General features: G+C 70.9%; 22 protein-coding genes. 15 read left to right on the top strand and 7 right to left on the bottom strand.

Annotated elements, in window-relative coordinates:
• The first annotated feature begins 97 nt into the window (after nt 1-97).
• Nucleotides 98-1,549 (top strand): catalase, encoded by a 1,452-nt coding sequence (locus ACIGXP_RS05855; RefSeq protein WP_399764403.1) that lies wholly within the window; start codon nt 98-100, stop codon nt 1,547-1,549.
• Between the two features lie 148 nt (nt 1,550-1,697).
• Here the strand turns inward: ACIGXP_RS05855 and ACIGXP_RS05860 are convergent, their stop codons facing one another.
• Nucleotides 1,698-2,093 carry a CBS domain-containing protein gene (locus ACIGXP_RS05860; protein WP_363214489.1) on the bottom strand — a complete coding sequence of 132 codons (396 nt, stop codon included), beginning with the start codon at nt 2,091-2,093 and terminating at the stop codon, nt 1,698-1,700.
• A 148-nt stretch (nt 2,094-2,241) separates the two neighbouring features.
• Complete coding sequence (gene hisN / locus ACIGXP_RS05865) at nt 2,242-3,042, bottom strand: histidinol-phosphatase (protein ID WP_363214488.1); 801 nt, start codon at nt 3,040-3,042, stop codon at nt 2,242-2,244.
• 179 nt (nt 3,043-3,221) lie between these two features.
• Here hisN and ACIGXP_RS05870 point away from each other — a divergent pair, with 179 nt between their 5' ends.
• The gene (locus ACIGXP_RS05870) at nt 3,222-3,827 is read left to right on the top strand and encodes a TetR/AcrR family transcriptional regulator (RefSeq protein WP_399764410.1); all 606 of its coding nucleotides are present in this window, start codon (nt 3,222-3,224) and stop codon (nt 3,825-3,827) included.
• A 24-nt stretch (nt 3,828-3,851) separates the two neighbouring features.
• Here ACIGXP_RS05870 and ACIGXP_RS05875 read toward each other — a convergent pair whose 3' ends face one another.
• On the bottom strand, nt 3,852-5,543 hold the full coding sequence (locus tag ACIGXP_RS05875) for an ABC transporter family substrate-binding protein (protein ID WP_399764413.1): 1,692 nt from the start codon (nt 5,541-5,543) through the stop codon (nt 3,852-3,854).
• A 135-nt stretch (nt 5,544-5,678) separates the two neighbouring features.
• On the opposite strand from ACIGXP_RS05875, the gene ACIGXP_RS05880 reads away from it, so the two are divergent.
• From ACIGXP_RS05880 to ACIGXP_RS05890, 3 genes are read left to right on the top strand one after another with little or no spacing between them, the layout of a single operon-like run.
• Complete coding sequence (locus ACIGXP_RS05880) at nt 5,679-6,668, top strand: ABC transporter permease (RefSeq protein WP_399764416.1); 990 nt, start codon at nt 5,679-5,681, stop codon at nt 6,666-6,668.
• On the top strand, nt 6,665-7,546 hold the full coding sequence (locus tag ACIGXP_RS05885) for an ABC transporter permease (RefSeq protein ID WP_399764420.1): 882 nt from the start codon (nt 6,665-6,667) through the stop codon (nt 7,544-7,546). Before ACIGXP_RS05880 ends, ACIGXP_RS05885 begins: the two co-directional genes overlap by 4 nt.
• A complete protein-coding gene (locus ACIGXP_RS05890) occupies nt 7,543-9,336 on the top strand; it encodes a dipeptide ABC transporter ATP-binding protein (RefSeq protein WP_399764423.1) in 1,794 nt (597 codons plus the stop codon). The genes ACIGXP_RS05885 and ACIGXP_RS05890 overlap by 4 nt, the downstream gene beginning before the upstream one ends.
• A 19-nt stretch (nt 9,337-9,355) precedes the next feature.
• Here the strand turns inward: ACIGXP_RS05890 and ACIGXP_RS05895 are convergent, their stop codons facing one another.
• The 4 genes from ACIGXP_RS05895 to ACIGXP_RS05910 form a co-directional block, all read right to left on the bottom strand.
• A complete protein-coding gene (locus tag ACIGXP_RS05895) occupies nt 9,356-9,679 on the bottom strand; it encodes a multidrug efflux SMR transporter (RefSeq protein WP_363214482.1) in 324 nt (107 codons plus the stop codon).
• Between the two features lie 84 nt (nt 9,680-9,763).
• A complete protein-coding gene (gene rsgA / locus ACIGXP_RS05900; RefSeq protein WP_399764427.1) occupies nt 9,764-10,774 on the bottom strand; it encodes a ribosome small subunit-dependent GTPase A in 1,011 nt (336 codons plus the stop codon).
• Between the two features lie 9 nt (nt 10,775-10,783).
• The gene (aroA, locus tag ACIGXP_RS05905; RefSeq protein ID WP_363214480.1) at nt 10,784-12,100 is read right to left on the bottom strand and encodes a 3-phosphoshikimate 1-carboxyvinyltransferase; all 1,317 of its coding nucleotides are present in this window, start codon (nt 12,098-12,100) and stop codon (nt 10,784-10,786) included.
• Nucleotides 12,101-12,191: 91 nt separating this feature from the next.
• A complete protein-coding gene (locus ACIGXP_RS05910) occupies nt 12,192-12,914 on the bottom strand; it encodes a M50 family metallopeptidase (protein WP_363214479.1) in 723 nt (240 codons plus the stop codon).
• Between the two features lie 50 nt (nt 12,915-12,964).
• Between ACIGXP_RS05910 and ACIGXP_RS05915 the strand changes: the two genes are divergently transcribed.
• The 10 genes from ACIGXP_RS05915 (at nt 12,965) to ACIGXP_RS05960 (ending at nt 22,925) form a co-directional block, all read left to right on the top strand.
• The gene (locus ACIGXP_RS05915) at nt 12,965-13,780 is read left to right on the top strand and encodes an SOS response-associated peptidase (protein WP_399764432.1); all 816 of its coding nucleotides are present in this window, start codon (nt 12,965-12,967) and stop codon (nt 13,778-13,780) included.
• A gap of 1 nt (nt 13,781) precedes the next feature.
• Entirely contained in the window at nt 13,782-14,408 is a 627-nt protein-coding gene (locus ACIGXP_RS05920; protein WP_399764435.1) for an alpha/beta family hydrolase, read from the top strand.
• 256 nt (nt 14,409-14,664) lie between these two features.
• Nucleotides 14,665-15,360 carry an RNA polymerase sigma factor SigR gene (gene sigR, locus ACIGXP_RS05925; protein WP_399764872.1) on the top strand — a complete coding sequence of 232 codons (696 nt, stop codon included), beginning with the start codon at nt 14,665-14,667 and terminating at the stop codon, nt 15,358-15,360.
• Nucleotides 15,357-15,659 (top strand): mycothiol system anti-sigma-R factor, encoded by a 303-nt coding sequence (rsrA, locus tag ACIGXP_RS05930; RefSeq protein ID WP_191871520.1) that lies wholly within the window; start codon nt 15,357-15,359, stop codon nt 15,657-15,659. The genes sigR and rsrA overlap by 4 nt, the downstream gene beginning before the upstream one ends.
• Nucleotides 15,660-15,776: 117 nt before the next feature.
• On the top strand, nt 15,777-17,087 hold the full coding sequence (locus ACIGXP_RS05935) for an HD-GYP domain-containing protein (RefSeq protein WP_399764438.1): 1,311 nt from the start codon (nt 15,777-15,779) through the stop codon (nt 17,085-17,087).
• Nucleotides 17,084-18,364 (top strand): HD domain-containing protein, encoded by a 1,281-nt coding sequence (locus tag ACIGXP_RS05940; protein WP_363214474.1) that lies wholly within the window; start codon nt 17,084-17,086, stop codon nt 18,362-18,364. Before ACIGXP_RS05935 ends, ACIGXP_RS05940 begins: the two co-directional genes overlap by 4 nt.
• 111 nt (nt 18,365-18,475) lie before the next feature.
• A complete protein-coding gene (locus ACIGXP_RS05945; protein WP_191871517.1) occupies nt 18,476-19,456 on the top strand; it encodes a hypothetical protein in 981 nt (326 codons plus the stop codon).
• A gap of 73 nt (nt 19,457-19,529) precedes the next feature.
• Nucleotides 19,530-20,180, top strand: a complete 651-nt coding sequence (gene def, locus ACIGXP_RS05950) for a peptide deformylase (protein ID WP_399764442.1) — start codon at nt 19,530-19,532, stop codon at nt 20,178-20,180.
• A gap of 292 nt (nt 20,181-20,472) precedes the next feature.
• Nucleotides 20,473-21,558, top strand: coding sequence for an epi-isozizaene synthase (gene cyc1, locus ACIGXP_RS05955; RefSeq protein ID WP_399764444.1), 1,086 nt, complete (start codon nt 20,473-20,475; stop codon nt 21,556-21,558).
• Complete coding sequence (locus ACIGXP_RS05960) at nt 21,555-22,925, top strand: cytochrome P450 (RefSeq protein WP_399764447.1); 1,371 nt, start codon at nt 21,555-21,557, stop codon at nt 22,923-22,925. Before cyc1 ends, ACIGXP_RS05960 begins: the two co-directional genes overlap by 4 nt.
• Nucleotides 22,926-22,930: the final 5 nt, after the last annotated feature.

The following is a 22,930-nucleotide window of genomic DNA, read 5'->3' on the forward strand; positions in this document are numbered from 1 at the left end:
GTTTGACTTAGACCTAGTCCAATGTAGGATCGGGAACGGCTTTGGCCGCAGGACAGGACTGGGACAGGACTGGTCGACAGTGACTCAGGAGGCGCACGTGACGCAGGGACCGCTCACCACGGAGGCCGGGGCTCCGGTCGCCGACAACCAGAACAGCGAGACGGCGGGCGTCGGCGGGCCGGTACTCGTCCAGGACCAGCTGCTGCTGGAGAAGCTCGCCCACTTCAACCGGGAGCGCATCCCCGAGCGGGTCGTCCATGCGCGCGGCGCGGGCGCCTACGGCACCTTCACGGTGACCGCCGACGTCACGCCGTACACCCGCGCCGGCTTCCTCTCCGAGATCGGCAAGGAGACCGAGGTCTTCCTGCGCTTCTCCACGGTGGCCGGCAACCTCGGCGCGGCGGACGCCGTCCGTGACCCGCGGGGTTTCGCGCTGAAGTTCTACACCGAGGAGGGCAACTACGACCTCGTCGGCAACAACACCCCGGTCTTCTTCATCCGGGACGCGATCAAGTTCCCGGACTTCATCCACACCCAGAAGCGCGACCCGTACACCGGCTCCACGGAAGCCGACAACGTGTGGGACTTCTGGTCGCTGTCGCCTGAGTCGACCCACCAGGTGACCTGGCTGTTCGGCGACCGCGGCATCCCGGCGTCGTACCGCCACATGGACGGCTTCGGCTCGCACACCTTCCAGTGGAACAACGAGTCCGGCGAGGTCTTCTGGGTCAAGTACCACTTCAAGACCGACCAGGGGATCAAGAACCTCACGGCCCAGGAGGCCGAGATCCTCGCGGGCAAGGACCCCGACTCGCACCAGCGTGACCTGCGCGAGGCGATCGAGCGCGGCGAGTTCCCGAGCTGGACCGTGGGTGTGCAGATCATGCCGGCGGCGGACGCGGCGACGTACCGCTTCAACCCGTTCGACCTGACCAAGGTGTGGCCGCACGCGGACTACCCGGTCATCGAGATCGGCAAGCTGGAGCTGAACCGCAACCCGCAGAACGTCTTCGCCGAGGTCGAGCAGTCGATCTTCAGCCCCGCGCACTTCGTGCCGGGCATCGGCCCCTCGCCCGACAAGATGCTGCAGGGGCGTCTCTTCGCGTACGGCGACGCGCACCGCTACCGCGTCGGCATCAACGCCGACCACCTGCCGGTGAACCGTCCGCATGCCACCGAGGCGCGTACGAACTCCCGTGACGGCTTCCTGTACGACGGCCGGCACGGCGGGGCGAAGAACTACGAGCCGAACAGCTTCGGGGGGCCGCAGCAGACCGGTCGGCCGCTGTGGCTGTCCACCTCCGTCGACGGTCGCACGGGCAACCACCCGACGCCGGTGCACGCCGAGGACGACGACTTCGTGCAGGCGGGCAACCTCTACCGGCTGATGTCGGAGGAGGAGAGGGAGCGGCTGGTCGCCAACCTGGCGGGAGCGATCTCGCAGGTCTCGCTCGAAGACATCGTCGAGCGCGCCATCGGCAACTTCCGCAATGCCGACGCCGACTTCGGCAAGCGGCTGGAGGCGGCGGTGCAGGCGCTGCGCGGCTGAGCCGGCGGCACTGCCCGCTCCTCCCCGTGCCTCAAGAGCCTGGGTGGTGCGCCCAGGGCGGGCCGGACCCCACGGTGCTCGGGGTCCGGCCCGTTCCGTGTGTGTCCAGGATTCGTGCGCAGAGGATCTGTGTGCGGAGGCGCTGTGCTCAGAGGGCCGGTGCGGGCTCGCGGGCCGGGACCCAGCAGCGGATGATGTCGCGGACCGAGACGATGCCGGCGACCTCGCCGCGGTCGAGGACGACCAGGTGCCGGAAGCCGCCGTGGGCCATGGTGCGAGCGGCGTGCTCCAGGGTCCAGGTCGGGGCCGCGAAGACGACCTCGGTGGTGGTGTGGGCGTGGGTGCGTTCCGTGTCCGGGTTCTGGCCGAGGCCGACGGAGTTGAGGATGTCGCGTTCGGTGAGGATGCCGATGCCGCCGGCGTCCGGGTCGAGGACCACGGCGGCGCCGACACGGCGGGCGGACATCAGGGCGGCTGCCTGGCGGAGGGTGTGGGCGGGGCCGACGGTGAGGATCACCGTGCTCATGGCGTCTCGGACGAGCATGGAAGGGGCCACCTCCTAGGAATCCCTGAGGTTGGGAAGGGATTCACAATTTCACAAGTGGGGGTGGCATCAGAGTGCCAGGTAAAGGACGGGTCAACAAGAGGGCGTGCGGCGCCAGTTGGGGGCGTGCGCGGGCTTCTCCCGTGTCTCACTGACGCTGGTTGAGATACCCCAGCAACTCGTCGTGCAGCAGGCCGTTGGACGCGGCCGCGTTGCCGCTGTGCGGGCCGGGGCGGCCGTCGAGGCCGGTGAAGGTGCCGCCGGCCTCGGTGACGACGATCGCGGTGGCGGCCATGTCCCAGAGCGACAGCTCCGGCTCGGCGCAGATGTCCACGGACCCCTCGGCGACCATCATGTAGGGCCAGAAGTCGCCGTACGCGCGCGTGCGCCACACCTCGCGGGTCAGGTCCAGGAAGCCGTCCAGCCGGCCCTGCTCCTCCCAGCCGGAGAGGGAGGAGTACGCGAAGGACGCGTCCGCGAGCTTGCCGACACGGGAGACGTGCATGCGGGTTGCGGAGGTCAGGCTGCGGCCGGTGAAGGCGCCGTAGCCCTTCGCGGCCCACCAGCGGCGGCTCAGCGCGGGCGCGGAGACGACGCCGACGACGGGCTGGTAGCCGTCCTCGCCTGCTTCCATCAGGGCGATGAGCGTCGCCCAGACGGGGACGCCGCGGACGTAGTTCTTGGTGCCGTCGATGGGGTCGATCACCCAGCGGCGGGGGCCGGTGCCCTCGATGCCGTACTCCTCGCCGAGGACGGCGTCCCTGGGGCGGGCGCGCTGGAGCCGGCTGCGGATGAGTTCTTCCGCGGCCTTGTCCGCTTCGCTGACCGGAGTCATGTCCGGCTTCGTCTCCACCTTCAGGTCGAGGGCCTTGAAGCGGTCCATGGTGGCGGCGTCGGCGGCGTCCGCGAGGACGTGGGCGAGGCGCAGGTCGTCGAGATAGTCCGGCATGTGAGGAACGGTATCCGCCGCTGCTGCTACGCGGCCAGCAGGGCGGGGGTGTCGGGTGCCGCCTGCTGTGGCCGGGCGGCCGCCCGGCCACGGATCCGCCGAACCCCCGCGGACCCTTGACAGTGCATACAAGCGCGTCAAATCTGGGCGCAGAGCCGCTCTGTCTCAGGGAGGCGAGGATGCCTGCTGCCCGGGAGTCCCTGCTGGACGCCGCCTATACGGCCCTCGCGCGCCGGCCGTGGTCCACGGTGCGGATGGTCGACGTGGCCGCGGCGGCCGGGGTGTCCCGGCAGACCCTGTACAACGAGTTCGGCAGCAAGGACGGGCTGGCGCGGGCGCTGGTGCGGCGGGAGGCCGACGGATACCTCGCCGGAGTGGAGCGGGCCCTCGCCGGGCCGGGCGAGCCGAGGGAGCGGCTCACCGCCGTGGCCGAGTGGACGAGCGCCGCCGCGCGGGAGAACCCGCTGATCCGGGCCATGCTCACCGGCTGCTGGAGCGAACGGCTGCCCGCCCCGCCGCTCGCCGCTGTGCCGTCCTCCTCCTCGGTGCCGGCGCAGCGCCGTGCGGACGGGCCGCTGCCGACGCCCCGCGACTTCGTACGGATCGTGCGGGACCGCGCGGTCGGCGCTCTGGCGGGCCACACCGCCACCCCCGCCGACACCGCCGAGCTGACCCGCCCCTGCGAACTGGTCGTACGCCTCGCCCTGTCCTGCGTCGCGGCCCCACCGGGCGAGGGCGGCGTGGCGGGACTGGTCCGAGCGGTCGTCCCGCGCCGGCCGGTGTGATCCCGGGCGGTCCCGGACGCCGGGCTACTTCTTCAGCCAGCCCACCTTCGTGTAGTCGATGTCCGCCAGCCCTTCCGCCCCGAAGTTCGCCAGGCCCGAGCGGACGGCGAGGATCTGCGGGCGCTGGTAGAGCTCGATGGAGTGGGCCAGGCGCCAGATCTCGGTGTCGGCCTGGTTGTACAGGGCGGCCGCCGTCGCCTGGTCGGTGGATTCCCCCGCCTTCCTCAGCAGCGCGTCGATCCCCGGGGAGCCGACCGAGCCGAAGTTCTGGAAGAGGTTGCCGTTCTTCGGCTGGACGAAGACCGGGGTGAGCATGGACTGGTAGACGGCGTCGACGTTGCGGAAGCTGGTCAGGTCGAAGTTGCCGCGGTTGACGAACTGGTTGAAGTAGTCGTTCGCCGGCACCTTCTTGAGCTCGACCTTCACCCCGGCCTGCGCGAGCTGCTGCTGCACCAGCTCGGCCTGGTCGGTCTGGGCGGCGGTGCTGCCGGCGCTGAGGACGTAGTCGAGGGCGAGCTGTCTGCCGCCCTTGGTGCGCGGCCTGCCCTCGCCGTTGTCCTTCCAGCCGGCCGCGTCGAGCAACTGCTTCGCCTTGCCGAGGTCGAAGTCGGCGTACCCGCCGGAGGTGTCCTTGTATCCCTTCTGGTTGGGCATGAAGAAGTGGTTGCCGAGCGGCTTCAGTTCGAAGGAGAGGTCCTTGGCGAAGGCCTCGTCGATGCCCTTGCGGTCGACGGCGTGCTGGATCGCCTGCCGTACCCGCAGGTCCTTCAGTGGTCCGCGGCCGCCGTTGAGCGTGATGTGCACCTCGTCCCAGCGCGCGCCCCGCCTGATGTCCGTCTGCGGCGCCTCGACCAGCCGCCTGTAGTCCTCCGGCAGCAGCGCGGTGGTGTAGTCGATCTCCTTGTTGAGGTAGGCGTCGGGGCGCGCGGAGGAGTCGAGGACGCGGTAGACGATCGAGTCCAGCCTGGGCCTGGGGCCCCACCACTTCGGGTCCGGGACGAGCGTGATGGTCTGCGCGGTCCTGTCGTACCGCCCGACCTTGAAGGCGTTCGCGGAGACCGGCGCCTGCTCGGCCCAGCCCTTGGTGAACTTGCCGGGGGTGTCGTAGTACTTCGCCGGGTACAGCGGGTCGAACAGCCGCTGCCAGTCGGCGTACGGCGTCTTGAAGGTCACCTTGACCGCATGTGCGCCGGAGCCCTGCTCGACCTTGGCGATCTGGTCGTAACCGCTGGTGTCGGCGGCCTCGTACGCCTTGTCCGTGCCGTTCAGCGCCTGCCACTGGGCGCGGAAGTCGCGCCAGCTCAGCGGTGTGCCGTCGGACCACCTGGCCTTCGGGTTCAGGTCGTACTGGACGGTCTGCGGGCTGCCGGAGGTCACCTTCGCCGAGAGCAGGAACTCCGGGTTGATGTGGTGCGCGCCCTTGGCGTCCGAGTCGAACAGGTCGGGCAGGACCGTCTTGATGATCTCCTGGGCGTCACCCTGCTGGCCGTCGACGTCGTTGATGTTGTACTGGGTGATCCACTGGTCGATCGCCAGCTTCAGCGTGCCGCCCTGACGCAGATCGGCGAGCGGGTGGGCGTTGATGTCCTGGCCGTCGGCCCTGGGCGCCGCCGCCTTCTTCGGAGCGTGGTCCTGGCCCGAGGAGCCGCAGCCGGTCACCAGGAGCGCGGTGGCCGCGGTGGTGGCGATCCATGCTGCGGCGGGGGTGGGACGCATGTCGGTGTCCTTCGTGAGGGGCGACGATGGGATGCGCCGAACGTAGAACGCCGCAGGTCGGGCAGGGGAGAGCTCCCCGATTACTGACATGTTCTCTTCATGTTGCTGCAATAAGAGGACTGGACCATTTCATGCGTGCCCCTCTACCTGGCCAAGCGCCTCGGCCATCACGCCGTCCTGCTGCTGGCCGCCGTCTGCCTGTCGTATCTGCTGGCCTCGCTGGCCCTCGATCCGCGCGCCTACTACGCGGGCCGGCAGCCACCGCTGTCCCCGGCCGCCGTCGACCACCACCTCACCGCGCTCGGCGTCAACGACCACCAGCCCCTGCGCGACCGCTTCCTGCACTGGGCCGACCGCGCCGTCCTGCACGGCGACCTCGGCGAGACCATCGACGGCACCTCCGTCGACGCCGAGTTCGGCCGGCGGATCGGGGTCAGTCTGCGGCTGCTGCTCGCGGGCACCGTCCTCGGTACGGTCGCCGGTGTCCTCGCCGGCGCCTGGACGGCCGTACGGCAGTATCGCCTCAGCGACCGCGCGGTCACCGTCGTCTCCTTCGCGCTGCTGTCGACACCGGTGTTCCTGCTGGCGGTCCTGCTGAAGACCGGTGCGATCTGGTTCAACCAGACCACGGGCACCGATCTGATCCGGTTCACCGGCGAGCAGAGCCCCGGCGTGGACGGCGGCCTCTGGCCGGTCCTGCGGGACCGGTCCGTGCACCTGCTGCTGCCCACCCTCTCCATCGCCCTCTTCAGCGTGGCCGGTTACAGCCGCTACCAGCGCAGCACCATGCTCGACGTCCTCGGCTCCGACTATCTGCGCACCGCCCGCGCCAAGGGACTCGGCCGCCGGGCCGTCCTGCTGCGGCACGGTCTGCGCACCGCCCTCATCCCCATGTCGACCTACTTCTCCTACGGATTCCTCGCCCTGTTCACCGGCGCCACCTTCACCGAGACGATCTTCGGCTGGCACGGCATGGGCGAGTGGTTCGTGAACTCCCTCGGCAAGAACGACGTGAACTCGGTCGTCGCCGTGAACGTCTTCGCCGCCGTCACCATCCTGCTCTCCGGCTTCCTCGCCGACCTGCTGCACGCCGCCCTCGACCCCCGCATCCGGCGGGCGGCATGACGACCGCGACCCTCACGAAGGCACCGGCCGGCCGTTCGGCGCTCGTCCTGCGCCGCTTCGTGCGCAACGGGTCCGCGCTCGCCGGAGCCGTCGCCCTCGTCCTGCTGTTCCTGCTCGCGTTCGCCGGGCCGTACCTCACGCCCTGGTCATACGACCACATCGACTACGGCGCGTTGCGCTCCGCACCCAGCGCCCAGCACTGGTGGGGCACCAACCGGATCGGGCAGGACGTCTTCGCGCAGACCGTGCGCGGACTGCAGAAGTCGCTGGTCATCGGGCTGCTGGTGGCCGTTCTGGCCACCGGGCTCGCCGCGCTGGCGGGTGCCTGCGCCGGATACTTCGGCGGCTGGACCGACCGGCTGGCGATGTTCTTCGTCGATCTGCTCCTGGTCTTCCCCTCCTTCCTGGTCATCGCGATCATCTCGCCCCGGCTGCGCTCCGCCGGGTGGATCGCGTTCGTCGGGCTGCTCGCCGTCTTCGCCTGGATGATCACCGCACGGGTCGTACGCTCCATGACCCTGTCCCTGAAGGAACGCGACTTCGTGCGCGCGGCCCGCTACATGGGCGTCGGGCCCTTCCGGATCATCTGGCGGCACGTGCTGCCGAACGTGGCCTCCTTCCTGATCATCGACGCGACGATCCAGGTCGGCGGCGCGGTGATGAGCGAGACCGCGCTGTCGTACTTCGGCTTCGGCGTGCAGCCGCCCGATGTGTCCCTGGGCACGCTGATCGCCTCGGGCACCGGCGCCGCCCTCACCTACCCGTGGATGTTCTTCTTCGCCGCGGGACTGCTCGTCGTATTCGTGCTCGCCGTCAATCTGGTCGGCGACGGACTGCGGGACGCCCTGGACCCGACCGCGAAGGGGGCGGCCCGATGAACCCGTTGCTCGAAGTGACCGGCCTGGGCGTCGACTTCGACGGCGAAGCAGCCGTGCGGGACGTGAGCCTGACCCTGGCACGGGGCGAGGTGCTGGGGCTGGTGGGCGAGTCCGGCTCGGGCAAGTCCGCCACCGTCCTCGCCGTTCTCGGACTGCTGCCCGGCAACGCCACCACGCGCGGTTCCGTACGGCTCGACGGCACCGAACTCCTCGGCGCGAGCGAGCGGGAACTGACCCGGATCCGGGGCGGCCGGGTGTCCATGGTCTTCCAGGACCCGCTGTCGGCGTTCACGCCCGTGTACCGCATCGGCGACCAGATCGCCGAGGCCGTCCGCGCCCACCGGGACGTCTCCCGTGCGCAGGCCCGCTCCCGCGCGGTCGACCTGCTCGACCTCGTCGGCATCCCCGAGCCCGCCCTGCGCGCACGGGCCTTCCCGCACGAGTTCTCCGGCGGCATGCGCCAGCGCGCCATGATCGCCATGGCGATGGCGGCCGAACCCGACCTGATCCTCGCCGACGAGCCGACCACCGCCCTCGACGTCACCGTCCAGGCGCAGATCCTGGACGTCCTGCGCACCGCGCAGCGGGAGTCCGGCGCCGCCGTCCTGCTGGTCAGCCACGACCTCGGCGTCATCGCCGGGCTGGCCGACCGGGTCGCGGTCATGCGGCAGGGCCGGGTCGTCGAACAGGGCACGGCGACGGACGTATTCGACCGCCCGCGCGCGCCCTACACCCGGCAGCTCCTCGCCGCCGTCCCCCGCATCGACACGCCACGCCGACCCCAACCGACCAGGGCGGAGCCGGTGTTGAAGGTGCGGGGTCTCACCCGCACCTTCCCCGTCCACACCGGCACCGTCGTCAGGCGCCGCACCGGCACCGTGTACGCCGTCGACGGCGTGGACCTCGACATCCGGCGCGGCGAGACCCTGGCGCTGGTCGGCGAGTCCGGGTCCGGTAAGTCGACCACCCTCTTCGAACTGCTCGAACTCGCCGCGCCCGAAGGGGGATCGGTGGAACTGTTCGGGCAGCGGCTCGGCGCGCTCAGCAAGAACCGGGCCAAGGCTCTGCGCCGACGGATCCAGATCGTCTTCCAGGACCCGATGGCCTCCCTCGACCCCCGGATGCCCATCGGTGACATCATCGCCGAGCCGCTGCGCGCCCAGGGCGCCGGCAAGGGTGTCGTCGCGCGCAGGGTGCCCGAACTCCTCACCCGGGTCGGCCTGGAACCGGCCCACGCCGACCGCTACCCGCACGAGTTCTCCGGCGGCCAGCGCCAGCGGATCGGCATCGCCCGCGCCCTGTCCGTCGAACCCGAGCTGCTGGTCCTCGACGAACCCGTCTCCGCTTTGGACGTCTCCGTCCAGGCCGAGGTGCTCGACCTGCTGCGGCGGCTGAAGGAGGAGCTGGGCCTGGCCTATCTGTTCGTCTCCCACGACCTCGCCGTCGTACGGAACATCGCCGACCGGGTCAGCGTCGTCTATCTGGGCCGCACGGTCGAGGCCGGCCCGGTCGACGAGGTCTTCGCCCGGCCCCGGCACCCCTACACCCAGGCCCTGCTGTCGGCCGTGCCCGTGCCGGACCCCGCACGGGAGCGGCGGCGCGAGCGGATCCTGCTCGCCGGTGACCCGCCGAGTCCCACCCGGCGGTACGACGGCTGCCGCTTCCGGACGCGGTGCCCGCTGTACGCGGAGCTCACGGTGGACGAGCAGAAGCGGTGCGCGCACGAGGTGCCGGAGTTCGCGGGGGACGGGGCCGCATGTCACTTCGCGAGGGCGCGTGAGGTGCTGTAGCGGGAGGCCTCGCAAGCGCCTAGCGGGCGGAACCCGACAGCTGCAGTCCGATCACCCCGACGATGACCAGGCTGATCGAGACGATCTTCAGGGTGGAGACCAGGTCGCCGAGGAAGACCATGCCGTAGATCGCGGTGCCGGCCGCGCCGATGCCGGTCCACACCGCGTACGCGGGGCCGACGTCGAGCTTCTTCAGGGACAGGGTCAGCAGACCGAAGCTGCCGAGGGCGAAGGAGGCGAAGGCGATCGTCGGCCACAGGCGCGTGAAGCCGTGCGAGAGCTTCAGGCACACGGCGAAGCCGGTCTCCAGAATTCCGGCCACTATGACCAGCAGCCACGCCATGTGCTGTCCTCCCGTTGATCCGGATCTCCGGCTCGGTGCGATTATGCACTTACCGGCCTCTCACCCGGCCAAACAACGCGGTGGTCAGTCGCCTTCCCTGCGCTCCCGGGTGGCCAGCAGCCGGCGCAGCGAATACAGCCGCGCCGGATCCGCGTGGCCCTCCTCGACCCAGGCGTCCAGCGCGCAGTCCGGCTCGTCGTGGCTGCACGCGCGTGGGCAGCCCTCCGTACCGGGTTCGAGGTCCGGGAAGGCGTGGATCACGCGCGAGGGGTCGATGTGCGCCAGGCCGAACGAGCGGACGCCGGGGGTGTCGATGACCCAGCCGTCCGTATCGGACAGGGGCAGGGCGAGGGCGGACGTCGTGGTGTGACGGCCGCGGCCCGTCACCGCGTTCACATGGCCCGTCGTACGCCGGCGCTCCTGCGGCACCAGCGCGTTGACGAGGGTCGTCTTCCCGACGCCCGAGTGACCGACGAACGCGGTGACCCTGCCGTCCAGATGCTCCCGCACCCGGTCCGCCGCGTCCCCGTTCTCCAGCTGTTCGCGGCTGGTGACGACGTAGGGGATGTCGAGCGCGCCGTACAGCTCCAGCAGCTTGTCCGGCGGGGCCAGGTCCGACTTGGTCATCACCAGCAGCGGCTCCAGACCGCCGTCGAAGGCCGCGACCAGACAGCGGTCGATCAGACGGGGGCGGGGCTCCGGGTCGGCCAGGGCGGTGACGATCGCCAGCTGGTCCGCGTTGGCCACGACCACCCGCTCGTACGGGTCGTCGTCGTCGGCCGTGCGCCGCAGCACCGAGGTGCGCTCCTCGATCCGGACGATCCGGGCGAGCGTGTCCTTGTTGCCGGACAGGTCGCCGACCAGGGCCACCCGGTCCCCGACCACGGCCGCCTTGCGGCCCAGCTCGCGGGCCTTCATCGCCATGACGACCCGGTCCTCGACCAGGCACGTCAGCCGGCCGCGGTCGACCGTGAGGACCAGCCCCTCGGCGGCGTCCTCGTGCTTGGGCCGGATGTTGGTCCGCGGCCGGTTGCCCTTGCGGTTGGGACGGGTGCGGATGTCGTCCTCGTCGGTGTGCTTGCCGTAGCGGCGCATGGCGTGTCCCTACTGCCCGAGCATCCCGGTCCACAGCTCGGGGAAGTCCGGCAGGGTCTTCGCCGTCGTCGCCACGTTCTCGATCCGCACACCCTCGACGGCGAGACCGATGATCGCGCCTGCCGTCGCCATGCGGTGGTCCTCGTAGGTGTGGAAGGTCCCGCCGTGCAGCTTGCGCGGGCGGATGTGCAGGCCGTCGGCGGTCTCGGTGACGTCACCGCCGAGCTCGTTGATCTCCTTGGTGAGCGCGGCCAGCCGGTCCGTCTCGTGCAGCCGCAGATGCGCCACGCCCCGCAGGGTGGAGGGGGAGTCCGCGAGGGCCGCGACCGCCGCGATGCCGGGGGTCAGCTCGCCGACGTCGCTCAGGTCCACGTCGATCCCGTGGATGGCACCCGAACCGGTGAACACCAGCCCGTACTCGGTGAGTTCGCAGGAACCGCCCATCTCGGTGAAGATCTCCCGCAGCCGGTCACCGGGCTGGGTGGTCCGCTCCGGCCAGTCCGGGATCAGCACCTTGCCGCCGGTGACCAGGGCCGCCGCCAGGAACGGCTGGGCGTTGGACAGGTCAGGCTCGATCGTCAGGTCCCGGCCGAGCAGGGCGCCCGGCGTCACCCGCCACACGTTCGGCTCGCCGCCCGACTCGGGGGTGTCCACCTGGGCGCCGACCGCGCGCAGCATGTCGACGGTCATCCGGATGTGCGGCAGGGAGGGCAGCGAGGCGCCGGTGTGCCGGACCTCCACACCCTGGTTGAAACGGGGGCCCGAGAGCAGCAGGGCGCTCACGAACTGGGAGGACGAGGAGGCGTCGACGGACACCGGGCCGCCGTCCAGGGCGCCGCCGCCGTGCACGGTCAGCGGCAGCGCGCCGCGGCCGTCGTCGTCGATCCGGGCGCCGAGCTGCCGCAGCGCGTCGATCACGCCGTGCAGGGGACGCTCGTACGACCGCGGGTCGCCGTCGAACCGGATGGGGCCGTCGGCCAGCGCGGCCACCGGCGGCAGGAAGCGCATCACCGTGCCGGCGTTGCCCACGTCGACCGTGGCCGGGCCGTGCAGGCCAGTCGGCAGCACCCGCCAGGCCTCGCCGGAGCCGTCCGGGCCGACCCCCTCCTCGATCTCCACGCCCATCGCGCGCAGCGCACCGGCCATCAGCAGGGTGTCGCGGGAGCGCAGCGGCCGGCGCAGCCAGCCGGGCTCGGAGGCGAGGGCGGCCAGCACCAGCGCGCGGTTGGTGACCGACTTGGACCCGGGCACGTGGACCGTCGCGTCGACGGCTCCGCTCGCGTGCGGGGCGGGCCAGAGGGCGGTGTGTGCGGGGTTCACGGTCATGCGCCCCACTTTAGTGGCTGGGCGCGACCGGAGATCTCGACCAAAAGGGCCGAAACCTCGACGAAAGCTGCAGCGCCGACCCCGCCGGCCGTCACACCTCCAGCAACCAGCTCCCCCCGCCGATCAGCGAGCTGAGCGACACCACGTGGAACAGGAACAGCCACAGCCCCGCCGGCACATGGGTCAGCCGGGACAGCTGGTCCGCGTCCGACTCCCCGGCGCCTCCCCGTGACCGCTTCAGCTGCAGTTCGAAGGGCGGCCGTACCCCGCCGAACAGCAGGAACCACACCACCGCGTACGCGAACGCCGCCTGCACCTGGGGCCCCGCCAGCCAGGACACCAGCAGGAAGGCGGCCCCGGCCAGCACCACGGTCAGGACGCCGTACGCGTTGCGGATCATCACCAGCATCGCCACCAGCAGCGCCGTCGCCGCCCACAGCAGCAGTGTGATGCGCCCGGCGGCCAGGAGGGCGGCGCCGCCGAGGCCGAGCAGCGAGGGCGCCGTGTACCCGGCGGCGGCCGTGAGGATCATGCCCAGCCCGTACGGCTTGCCCCGGCTGACCGTCAGGCCGCTGGTGTCGGAGTGCAGCCGGATACCGGTGAGCTGCCGGCCGGTGAGCAGTGCGATCAGGCCGTGGCCGCCCTCGTGCGCGATGGTGATCGCGTTGCGGGATATCCGCCACGGGGTGTGCGGGACGACGACGGTGAGCGCGGCGGCCGCCGTGGCGAGCACCACCCACAGGGCGGGATCGGGCTGGGTGCCGGTGAGCCGGTCCCAGAGGTCGGGCAGCGCGAGGGCGGCGAGGCTGTCCATGTGTCCGAGTGGCTCCCTCTCCTTGTGCGGAGTCTGGCAGTGTGGCACGTATGTGCGGACGGTATGCATCGAGTCGTAGGCCCGAGGATCTCGCAGGCGTCTTCGAGATCGAGAAGTGGGAGCCCGAGGAGACCCTGGAGCCGGACTACAACGTGGCTCCGACCAAGGAGGTCCACGCCGTCCTCGACCGTCCCCTGAAAGACGCGGACTCCCCGCGTCCGGTTCGCCAGCTGCGCAAGCTGAAATGGGGCCTGGTGCCCTCCTGGGCCAAGACGCCCGAGGGCGGCGCCAGGATGATCAACGCGCGCGCCGAGACCGTGCACGAGAAGCCCGCCTACCGCCGTGCCTTCGCCGCCCGCCGCTGCATCATCCCCGCCGACGGCTACTACGAGTGGGTCACCGGCGCGCAGGAGCGCGAGCTGGAGGTCGAGGGCAGGAAGAAGCGGCCGCGCAAGCAGCCGTACTTCGTGCTGCCGGCCGACGGCTCGGTGTTCGCGATGGCCGGGCTCTACGAGTTCTGGCGCGACCGGACCCTGCCCGACGAGCACCCGCAGGCCTGGTGGGTCACCTGCTCGGTGATCACCACCGAGGCCGAGAGGACCCCGCTGGCCGTGGCCCCCGCCGAGGGCCCGCGCACCCTGGCCGACATCCACCCCCGGATGCCGCTGATGCTCACCCCGGACCGCTGGGACGCCTGGCTCGACCCCTCCCGGACCGACCCCGACCACCTGCGCGACCTGCTCGCCCCGCCCCCGCCCGGCCTGATGCGCGCCTACCCGGTCTCCACGGCAGTCAGCAACGTCCGCAACAACGGCCCGGAGCTGCTGAAGGAGCTGGAGGCGCCGGAAGAGGGCACACTCTTCTAGCGTGATCGAGATTGTCGAGACCGACGCCGGAACCGCACGCATCACCTGGCACCGGGCGCAGGACCCCCGGCTGGTCCTGGCCGTGAGCCATGGCGCCGGCGGGGGCGTGGACGCACGTGACCTCCAGGCACTCGCCCGGGCCCTCCCCGCGCACGGCGTGACCGTGGCCCTGGTGGAACAGCCCTGGCGCGTGGCCGGGAAGAAGGTCGCCCCCGCACCGCAGACCCTGGACAGCGGCTGGCGCGGCATCTGGCCGGCACTGGCCGGGATGCAACTGCCCGTGATCTCCGGCGGGCGCAGCGCGGGCGCCCGGGTCGCCTGCCGAACCGCGGCCGAGCTGGGCGCGCACGCCGTCCTCGCGCTGAGCTTCCCGCTGCACCCGCCGGGCAGGCCGGAGAAGTCCCGCGCCGGGGAACTGCTGGGCACCGGGGTGCCCACACTGGTCGTGCAGGGCGGCAACGACCCGTTCGGGAAGCCGGAAGAGTTCCCCGAGGGCGACCACGGGCTGATCGAGGTGCCGTACGGCGATCATGGTTTCGCGATTCCCAAGCGCGCGGAGATCACCCAGGAGCGGGCCCTGGAGATCATCACCGAGGGCGTCGCGCAGTGGCTCACGTCTCTCGGGTGACGGGTGGGAATGCGCCGCGCCGGACCACTGTTGTGGCGGACAGAAGTGCTGAGGCCTCGGCACCGACGTCGTAGGAGAGGAAGTCCGCCGCATGGGTTCGACCGTATGCCCGAGCCGTGAGCGCCGCGCCGACCTGGACTGGACGGTGCTGTACGCGGCCAAGACCGCTCCTATTCGAGGGGCGGCAGGCACGGGTCGTGTTCTATCCTCCGAATCGAGTGGGACCGCTCTCGGTCCTGCCCGGGATCTTGAGGAGGTGGGTCCGGTCACCGGTACCGACGCAGGGACCGACAACGGCCAGGCGGAGCAGCCCGAGGGCCAGGGTGTGAGCGCGGAGACGACCTCCGAGTCCACCGCCGAGCGCAGTGCGCGCTTCGAGCGGGACGCGCTGGAATTCCTCGACCAGATGTATTCGGCGGCGCTGCGCATGACGCGCAACCCGGCCGACGCCGAGGACCTGGTGCAGGAGACGTACGCCAAGGCGTACGCGTCCTTCCACCAGTTCCGCGAGGGCACCAACCTGAAGGCGTGGCTGTACCGGATCCTCACCAACACCTTCATCAACTCCTACCGCAAGAAGCAGCGCGAGCCGCAGCGCTCCGCCGCGGAGGAGATCGAGGACTGGCAGCTCGCCCGCGCCGAGTCGCACATGTCGACGGGTCTGCGCTCCGCCGAGTCGCAGGCGCTCGACCACCTGCCGGACTCGGACGTGAAGGAAGCGCTGCAGGCGATCCCCGAGGAGTTCCGCATCGCCGTGTATCTCGCGGATGTCGAGGGCTTTGCGTACAAGGAGATCGCGGACATCATGGGGACACCCATCGGTACGGTGATGTCCCGGCTGCACCGGGGCCGCCGTCAGCTGCGCGGCATGCTGGAGGACTACGCCCGTGAGCGCGGGCTGGTTCCGGCGGGCGCCGGAGAGTCGAACGAAGTGAAAGGTTCGGGCTCATGAGCTGCGGAGATCCGCACGAGACGGACTGCAGTGAGGTCCTCGACCATCTGTACGAGTTCCTCGACAGCGAGATGCCGGACGTCGATCGCGACAAGTTCCAGCACCACTTCGAGGAATGCTCTCCGTGTCTGGAGAAGTACGGCCTGGAGCAGGCCGTGAAGAAGCTGGTCAAGCGGTGCTGCGGACATGACGACGTGCCCGCCGACCTGCGCGCCAAGGTCATGGGGCGGATCGATCTCATCCGCTCCGGTCAGGCCGTGCCGGACCACGACGTGACCGCCACGCCGCAGGAGAGCTGACCGCCGGGTCACCCCGGCCGTCACCCGAATGTGCTAATCCTCAGGTCATAGGCCCCGTACCCCCCGATCCCCGCCCTAGGCTCCGAGCCTGGACCGGCACGGTCGGGGAGGGGCGCGATGGAGGCGGTACCGGCAAGGGCACGCGGCTATGTGGCCGGTGTCGCCCTGCTGGCGCTGCTCTGCCTCCTGCCGCTGCCGGCTGTCCACACTCCCTGGTGGGTGCTCGGCCTGCTCTGCGCCCTCTGCGCCGCCTGCGAGCACGTCGTACGCCGCCGTTTCGGCGGCACCTTCTACCCCGTCCTGCTCGCCGGGGTGTTCCTGCTGCCGCCGCCCGCCGCCGCGCTCGTCCCGTTGCCCGCGGCCCTGCTCTCCCCGGTCGAGCACCGGCCCGCGCTGGTCAGGCGTGTCTGGCGGGCCGCGCAGCCCGCGCTCGCGGTGTGGGGCGCTGCCCGGGTGCACTGGGCGCTCGGCGGGCGGGACGCCGTCGTCGGCTGCGACTTCCCGTACGCACTGCTGCCCGCCGGCGCGGCCGTCCTCGTCTTCTGCCTGGTCCTCACCCTCCTCGACGGCGGCCTGCGCGCGGTCGCCCTGGGCGTTCCGCTGCGCCGGGCCTGGCGCGGGCTGCTGTCCCGTTCGCTCGCGCCGGTCGCGGTGCACGGACTCGCCGGGCTGATGATGGCCGTGCTGTGGCGCAGCCCGTACGGCCCGGTCGCCGCGCTGCTCGTGCTGCTGCCGATGTGCGTGTCCTGGTGGATCTTCGCCCAGTACCACCGCGAACGCGCCGCCCACCAGGCCACCATCCGAGCGCTCGTCCAAGCCGTCGACATCAAGGACGGTTACACCCGCGGCCACAGCGAACGCGTCGGGCAGGCCTCCGTGATGATCGCGCGGGAACTCGGCATGGACGACGACCGCGTCGAGACACTGCGCTTCGCCGGGATCCTGCACGACGTCGGCAAGCTCGGCGTCCCGACCCGGCTGCTGCGCAAGGACGGCCCGCTGACCCCCGAGGAACGCCGGATCATCGAACTGCACCCCGAGTACGGCCATGAGATGGTCCGCGGGATCTCCTTCCTCGGCGAGGCCCGCGCCGCGATCCTGCACCACCACGAACGCCTCGACGGCAGCGGCTACCCGTACGGCCTCGTCGGCACCCAGATCCCCGAGTGCGCCCGGGTCGTCGCCGTCGCCGACGCCTTCGACGCGATGACCTCCACCCGCTCCTACTGCCGGGCCCGGCCGGTCGACGTGGCCGTCGCCGAGCTGCAGCGGTGCGCCGGCACCCAGTTCGACCCCCGTATGGTCACGGCGCTCGCGCGGGCCCTCGACCGCCAGGGCTGGCACCCGGCCGTCACGGCCGACGAGACGGCGCGCGCGGTCCCGGGCCCGCAGCCGGCCGCAGGCCACCGCACCGGGGCACCGCGATGACCGCGCTCCGGTGCATCCACGCCGCGGCCGGGCTCACCGCAGCCGCCTCCCTCGGTGTCACCCTGTGGACCGGCATGGCCGACCGGGGCGTCGCGCTCGCCTTCGGGGTGCTCATAGCCGTCGGCGAGCTGACCCGGTGGAGCGGAGCCCCGGTGCGGCAGGCCGCGCCGCTGGGCACCGCCGGATCGCTGTCGTACGCCCTGCTCGGGCCCGACGCCGGGCAGCAGACGCTGCATGACGCGCCGCAGGTCGTCACGGTCGTTCTCACCGCCTCCCTGCTCGGCGGCGTCCCGCACATCTGGTGCGGCCGCACCCCGACCCGCGACCACCTCGCCCGCCGCGTGCTGAGCGTCGGATTCGCCGCCGTCTGTTTCCAACCCCTCTCGAACGAGGGCGTGTTCGTGTCCTGGAGCGGCCCCGCCTACGCCCTGCTGCTCGTCGCCCTCCTCGTCCTCACCGCCCTGTGCGACGCCGTCCTCGCCGCGGCCCTCGCCCACTCCCGCACCCGCTGGCCGTTCGGCCCGCTGCTGCGCGACGAACTGCGCGGACTGCTCGGCATCGGCTCCGCCGTCTGCGCGACCGGCGCCGTGATGGCGCTCGCGGTCGCCGTCGTCGGCCTGTGGGCGCTGCCCGTGTTCTGTCTGCCCCTGCTGCTCACCCAGCTGTCCGTGCGCCGGTACGCGGCCGTCCGCGCCACCAACCGGCAGACCATCGCCTCCCTCGCCCGCGCCACCGAGATCGCCGGATACACGCCCGCCGGACACGCCCGCCGCGTCGCCGCGCTCAGCCTCGCCGTCGGCCGGGACCTCGGCCTGAGCGAGGGCGAGCTGACCGTCCTGGAGTACGCGGCCCTCATGCACGACATCGGCCAGCTCAGCCTGGTCGACCCGGTCCCGGCCGGTGCCACCGCCGGCCTGCCCCCCGAGGAGCAGCGGCGCATCGCGCTGCTCGGCGGGGCCGTCGTACGGCAGACCGGTGTGGCCGCGGCCGTCGCCGTGATGGTCGAACGGCAGGCCGACCCCTACCGCGCACAGCCGGTCGCCGCGCGGATCATCCGGGCCGTGAACGCATACGAGGAGAAGGCCCGGGACGCCGGGCCCGACGGCCCCCTGCGGGCGCTGGAGGAGCTGCGCCTCGGCACCGCCGGCGACTACGCTCCGGACGTCGTGGAGTCCCTCGCCCGGGTCCTGGCCCGGTCGCGGGCCTGGCGGGAGAGCGCGCCGGCGGAGGGCGACGGAGACATACGGCACTGTCTGACCCCGGGCGCGGCTGGGTAACCCATGGGTAATGAGCGCCTTTCCCGCCGTACGTGGTTGGATGCGAGGGAGAGGGTGTTTGGGGGCACAAGCCAGCCCACTGTGCGGAACTGGAACTGGCAGGCGGGAATCGTGAGGATCTTCGGCAAGGGACGGCACCGGCCCTCCGCCTCCTGGCGGCAGGCCACAGACCGCGCGTTCACGCTGATCGGCGACGGCCGGTACGAGGACGCGGGCGAGCTGCTGACACGGGCCGCCGATCTGGAGCCCTGGCTGTCGGAGTCCTGGTTCAACCTGGCCCTGCTGCACAAGTTCCGGCACGACTGGGAGCAGGCCCGTGCCGCCGGACTCCGGGCGGTCGCGCTGCTGGACCGGGAGACCGGGGCGCCCGACTGGTGGAACGTCGGCATCGCCGCCACCGCCCTGCAGGACTGGCCGCTGGCCCGCCGCGCCTGGCAGGCGTATGGACTGAAGGTGCCCGGAGGCGCCGCCGCCTCCGCCGAGCCCCTCGGCATGGAGCTGGGCAGTGCGGCCGTACGGCTCTCCCCGGAGGGCGAGGCCGAGGTCGTGTGGGGGCGCAGGCTGGACCCGGCGCGGCTGGAGGTGCTGTCCATCCCGCTGCCCTCGTCGGGGCGGCGCTGGGGCGAGGTCGTGCTGCACGACGGTGTCCCGCACGGCGAGCGCACGACGTCCGCCGGGCACTCCTACCCGGTCTTCGACGAGATCGAGCTGTGGGCGCCCTCGCCCGTGCCCACCTGGGTGGTCCTGCTGGAGGCGGCCACGGAGGCGGACCGGGACGCGCTGGAGCAGCTGGCCGCCGACGCGGGGTTCGCCGCGGAGGACTGGTCCTCGTCGGTGCGGCTGCTGTGCCGGATGTGTTCGGAGTCACGGATGCCCTCGGACGAGGGCGAAGGTGTGCACCTCGACCCGCACGACCACAGCGAGCCCGGTCATCCCGGCCCGCTGGGGCATCGGACGGACGGGCAGCTGTGGGTGCCCGAGCGGGAGTGCGGGGTGGCCGCACCGGCGTCGCTGGTCCGGGGGTTGCTGGACGGGTGGGTCGCGGACAGCCCGGACTCCCGGGACTGGCGGGATCTCGAAGAGGTTTGCTGAGCCGACGGTGACCGGCCACCTTTAGGCTGTACTCGCAGAATTCTCCAGGCTTGCAGGAAGGCGTACGTCGGTCATGGCGCAGCAGGACACCGATCAGCAGCACGCGGGCGTGCTCCCCGTCGACGACGAGGGTTATGTCGTCGACACGGAGGACTGCGAGGAGCGCGAGAAGGCCTGGCGGGAGCGCGGCACCTCGCGGCCGATCACGGTCGTCGGCAACCCGGTGCTCCACAAGGAGTGCAAGGACGTCACCGAGTTCGGCGAGGAGCTGCAGCAGCTCGTCGCCGACATGTTCGCCAGCCAGCGCACCGCCGAGGGCGTGGGCCTGGCCGCCAACCAGATCGGTGTCGACCTGAAGGTCTTCGTCTACGACTGCATGGACGACGAGGGCGTCCGGCACGTCGGCGTGGTGTGCAACCCGAGGCTGGTCGACCTGCCCGCCGACCGGCGCCGGCTGGACGACAGCAACGAGGGCTGCCTGTCCGTGCCGACGGCGTACGCGCCGCTTGCGCGTCCCGACTACGCCGAGGTGACCGGTCAGGACGAGCAGGGCAACCCGATCAAGGTGCGCGGCACAGGCTACTTCGCACGCTGTTTGCAGCACGAGACCGACCACCTCTACGGCTACCTGTACATCGACCGGCTGTCCAAGCGGGACCGCAAGGACGCCCTGCGGCAGATGGCCGAGAATGAGCCACGTTATCCGGTGGTCGCCAACGACTAGGAGACGCGGGCTCGTCGGGGCGCCCGGCCGGGATCACCCCCGGTCGGGCGCCCTACGCATGTCTCGCCTCGCTCATCCGTGCGTCGTACACCCGACCTCTTCTGTCCTCGTTGTGATCCTTAACCGGTCACACAAGGCTGGATTCCCGGCAGCCTTGGGGTAGTGAGTGAAGCAAATCCGTTCCCACGGCGGTCAGTTGTGGTGCTGAATGTAAGAGCGGGGATACGCGACGGCGCACGCCCGGCACAACCGTGGAGGGGCGTGTGCTCCTGCGGCTGAGAGGGGTTTGTTCGTGCAAGCTTTCCCATACAGCACCACAGCGACGCCAACGGCGGTCGTCGTACCACCCTCACTGGCACTCCCGGTGATCGAGTCCGCCTTTCCCCGGCAACTGCATCCGTATTGGCCGCTGCTACAGCACAGGACACGGGTCTGGCTGCTGGAAAAACGGCTCATGCCGGCGGACAAGGTGCAGGAATATGCCGACGGACTGTGCTACACCGACCTCATGGCGGGCTACTACCTCGGCGCCCCCGACGAGGTCATGCAGGCCATAGCCGACTACAGCGCGTGGTTCTTCGTCTGGGACGACCACCACGACCGCTGTGTCGTCCACGGCCGCACGGGCGACTGGCGGCGGCTGAGGTACCGCCTGCACGCGGCCCTGGACGCACCCAGGCACCATCTGCACCATCCCGACCCACTGGTCGCCGGGTTCGCCGACAGCGTGCTGCGGCTGTACGGCTTCCTGCCGCGCACCTGGAACCAGCGGTTCGCCCGGCACTTCCACGCGGTCATCGAGGCCTACGACCGAGAGTTCCGCAACCGCACCGAGGGATACATACCCGGCGTCGAGGAATATCTCGCCCTGCGCCGGCACACCTTCGCGCACTGGATATGGACGGACCTGCTGGAACCGAGCGCCGGATGTGAACTCCCGGACGCCGTACGGAAAAAACCGGCCTACCGCCGGGCCGCGCTGCTCAGCCAGGAATTCGCCGCCTGGTACAACGACCTGTGCTCGCTGCCGAAGGAAATAGCGGGCGACGAGGTCCACAATCTCGGAATCAGTCTCATCGTCCATGAGAGGCTGACTCTCGAAGACGCGGTGGACGAAGTCAGGCGCCGGATCGAGAAATGCGTCAGTGAATTTCTCGAAGCCGAGCAGGACGCCCTGCGGTTCGCCGACGAACTCGCCGACGGAACGGTCGGCGGAAAGGAACTGAGCGCCGTGGTCCGCGCCTGTGTCGGCAATATGCGCAACTGGTTCAGCTCCGTCTACTGGTTCCACCACGAGTCCGGCCGGTACATGGTCGACACCTGGGACGACCGGTCCACGCCCCCGTACGTCACGAACGAAGCGGCAGGTGAGAAATGACCGTCGAGTCTGTGCGGCCCGGTACCTCCGAGGCGGCCGAACTGCGTGAGCCGCCCCTGGCCCAGGGCGCGGTGCCGGGCCTCGGGCACGGCCTGAGACTGGTCCGCGACCCGCTGGCCTTCATGTCCCGGCTCCGCGACCACGGCGACGTCGTACGCCTCAAGCTCGGCCCCAAGACGGTGTATGCCGTCACCACGCCGGAGCTGACCGGCGCGCTTGCGCTCAGCGCCGACTTCAAGATCGACGGACCCCTGTGGGAGTCCCTCGAAGGCCTGCTCGGCAAGGAGGGCGTGGCCACCGCCAACGGCCCCCGGCACCGGCGCCAGCGCCGCACCATCCAGCCCGCGTTCCGGCTGGACGCGATCCCGGACTACGGGCCGGTGATGGAGGAGGAGGCGCACGCGCTGACCGGGCGCTGGCGGCCCGGCGAGACCATCGACTGCACCTCTGAGTCCTTCCGGGTGGCCGTGCGCATCGCCGCCCGCTGCCTGCTGCGCGGCGAGTACATGGACGAGCGCGCCGAGCGGCTGAGCGTCGACCTCGCCAGTGTCTTCCGGGGCATGTACCGCCGCATGGTCCTCCCCCTCGGACCGCTGTACCGGCTGCCGCTCCCGGCCAACCGCGAATTCAACCGGGCACTGGCCGATTTGCATCTGCTGGTGGACGAGATCGTCGCCGAGCGGAGGGCATCTGGTCAAAAGCCGGACGATTTGCTGACGGCATTGCTGGAGGCAAAGGACGACAATGGCGACCCCATCGGGGAACAGGAGATCCACGACCAGGTCGTCGCGATACTCACCCCCGGCAGCGAAACGGTGGCGTCCACGATCATGTGGCTGCTGCAGGTTCTCGCGGAACACCCGGAACACGCCGAGAAGGTACGGACCGAGGTCGAATCCGTGACCGCCGGTCGGCCGGTCGGATTCCAGCACGTTCGCGCGCTCACGCACACCAACAATGTCGTCGTCGAGGCCATGCGGCTCAGGCCCGCCGTATGGATATTGACGCGGCGCGCGGTGACCGACACCTCGCTCGGCGGCTATCGCATTCCGGCCGGAGCGGACATCGTCTACAGCCCCTACGCGATCCAGCGCGACGCCCGCTCCTACGACCGGCACCTCGACTTCGACCCCGACCGGTGGCTGCCGGAGCGGGCCAAGGACGTGCCGAAGTACGCCATGAGCCCCTTCAGCGTGGGCAACCGCAAGTGCCCCAGCGACCACTTCTCCATGACCCAGCTGAGCCTGATCACCGCGGCGGTCTCGGCGAAGTACCGCTTCGAGCAGGTCGCCGGGTCGAACGACGCCACCCGCGTGGGCATCACGCTCCGTCCGCACAACCTGCTGCTGAGGCCGATGCCTTGGTAGGCCAC

The organism is Streptomyces sp. NPDC053069 (genome assembly GCF_044546895.1).
Lineage (GTDB): Bacteria > Actinomycetota > Actinomycetes > Streptomycetales > Streptomycetaceae > Streptomyces.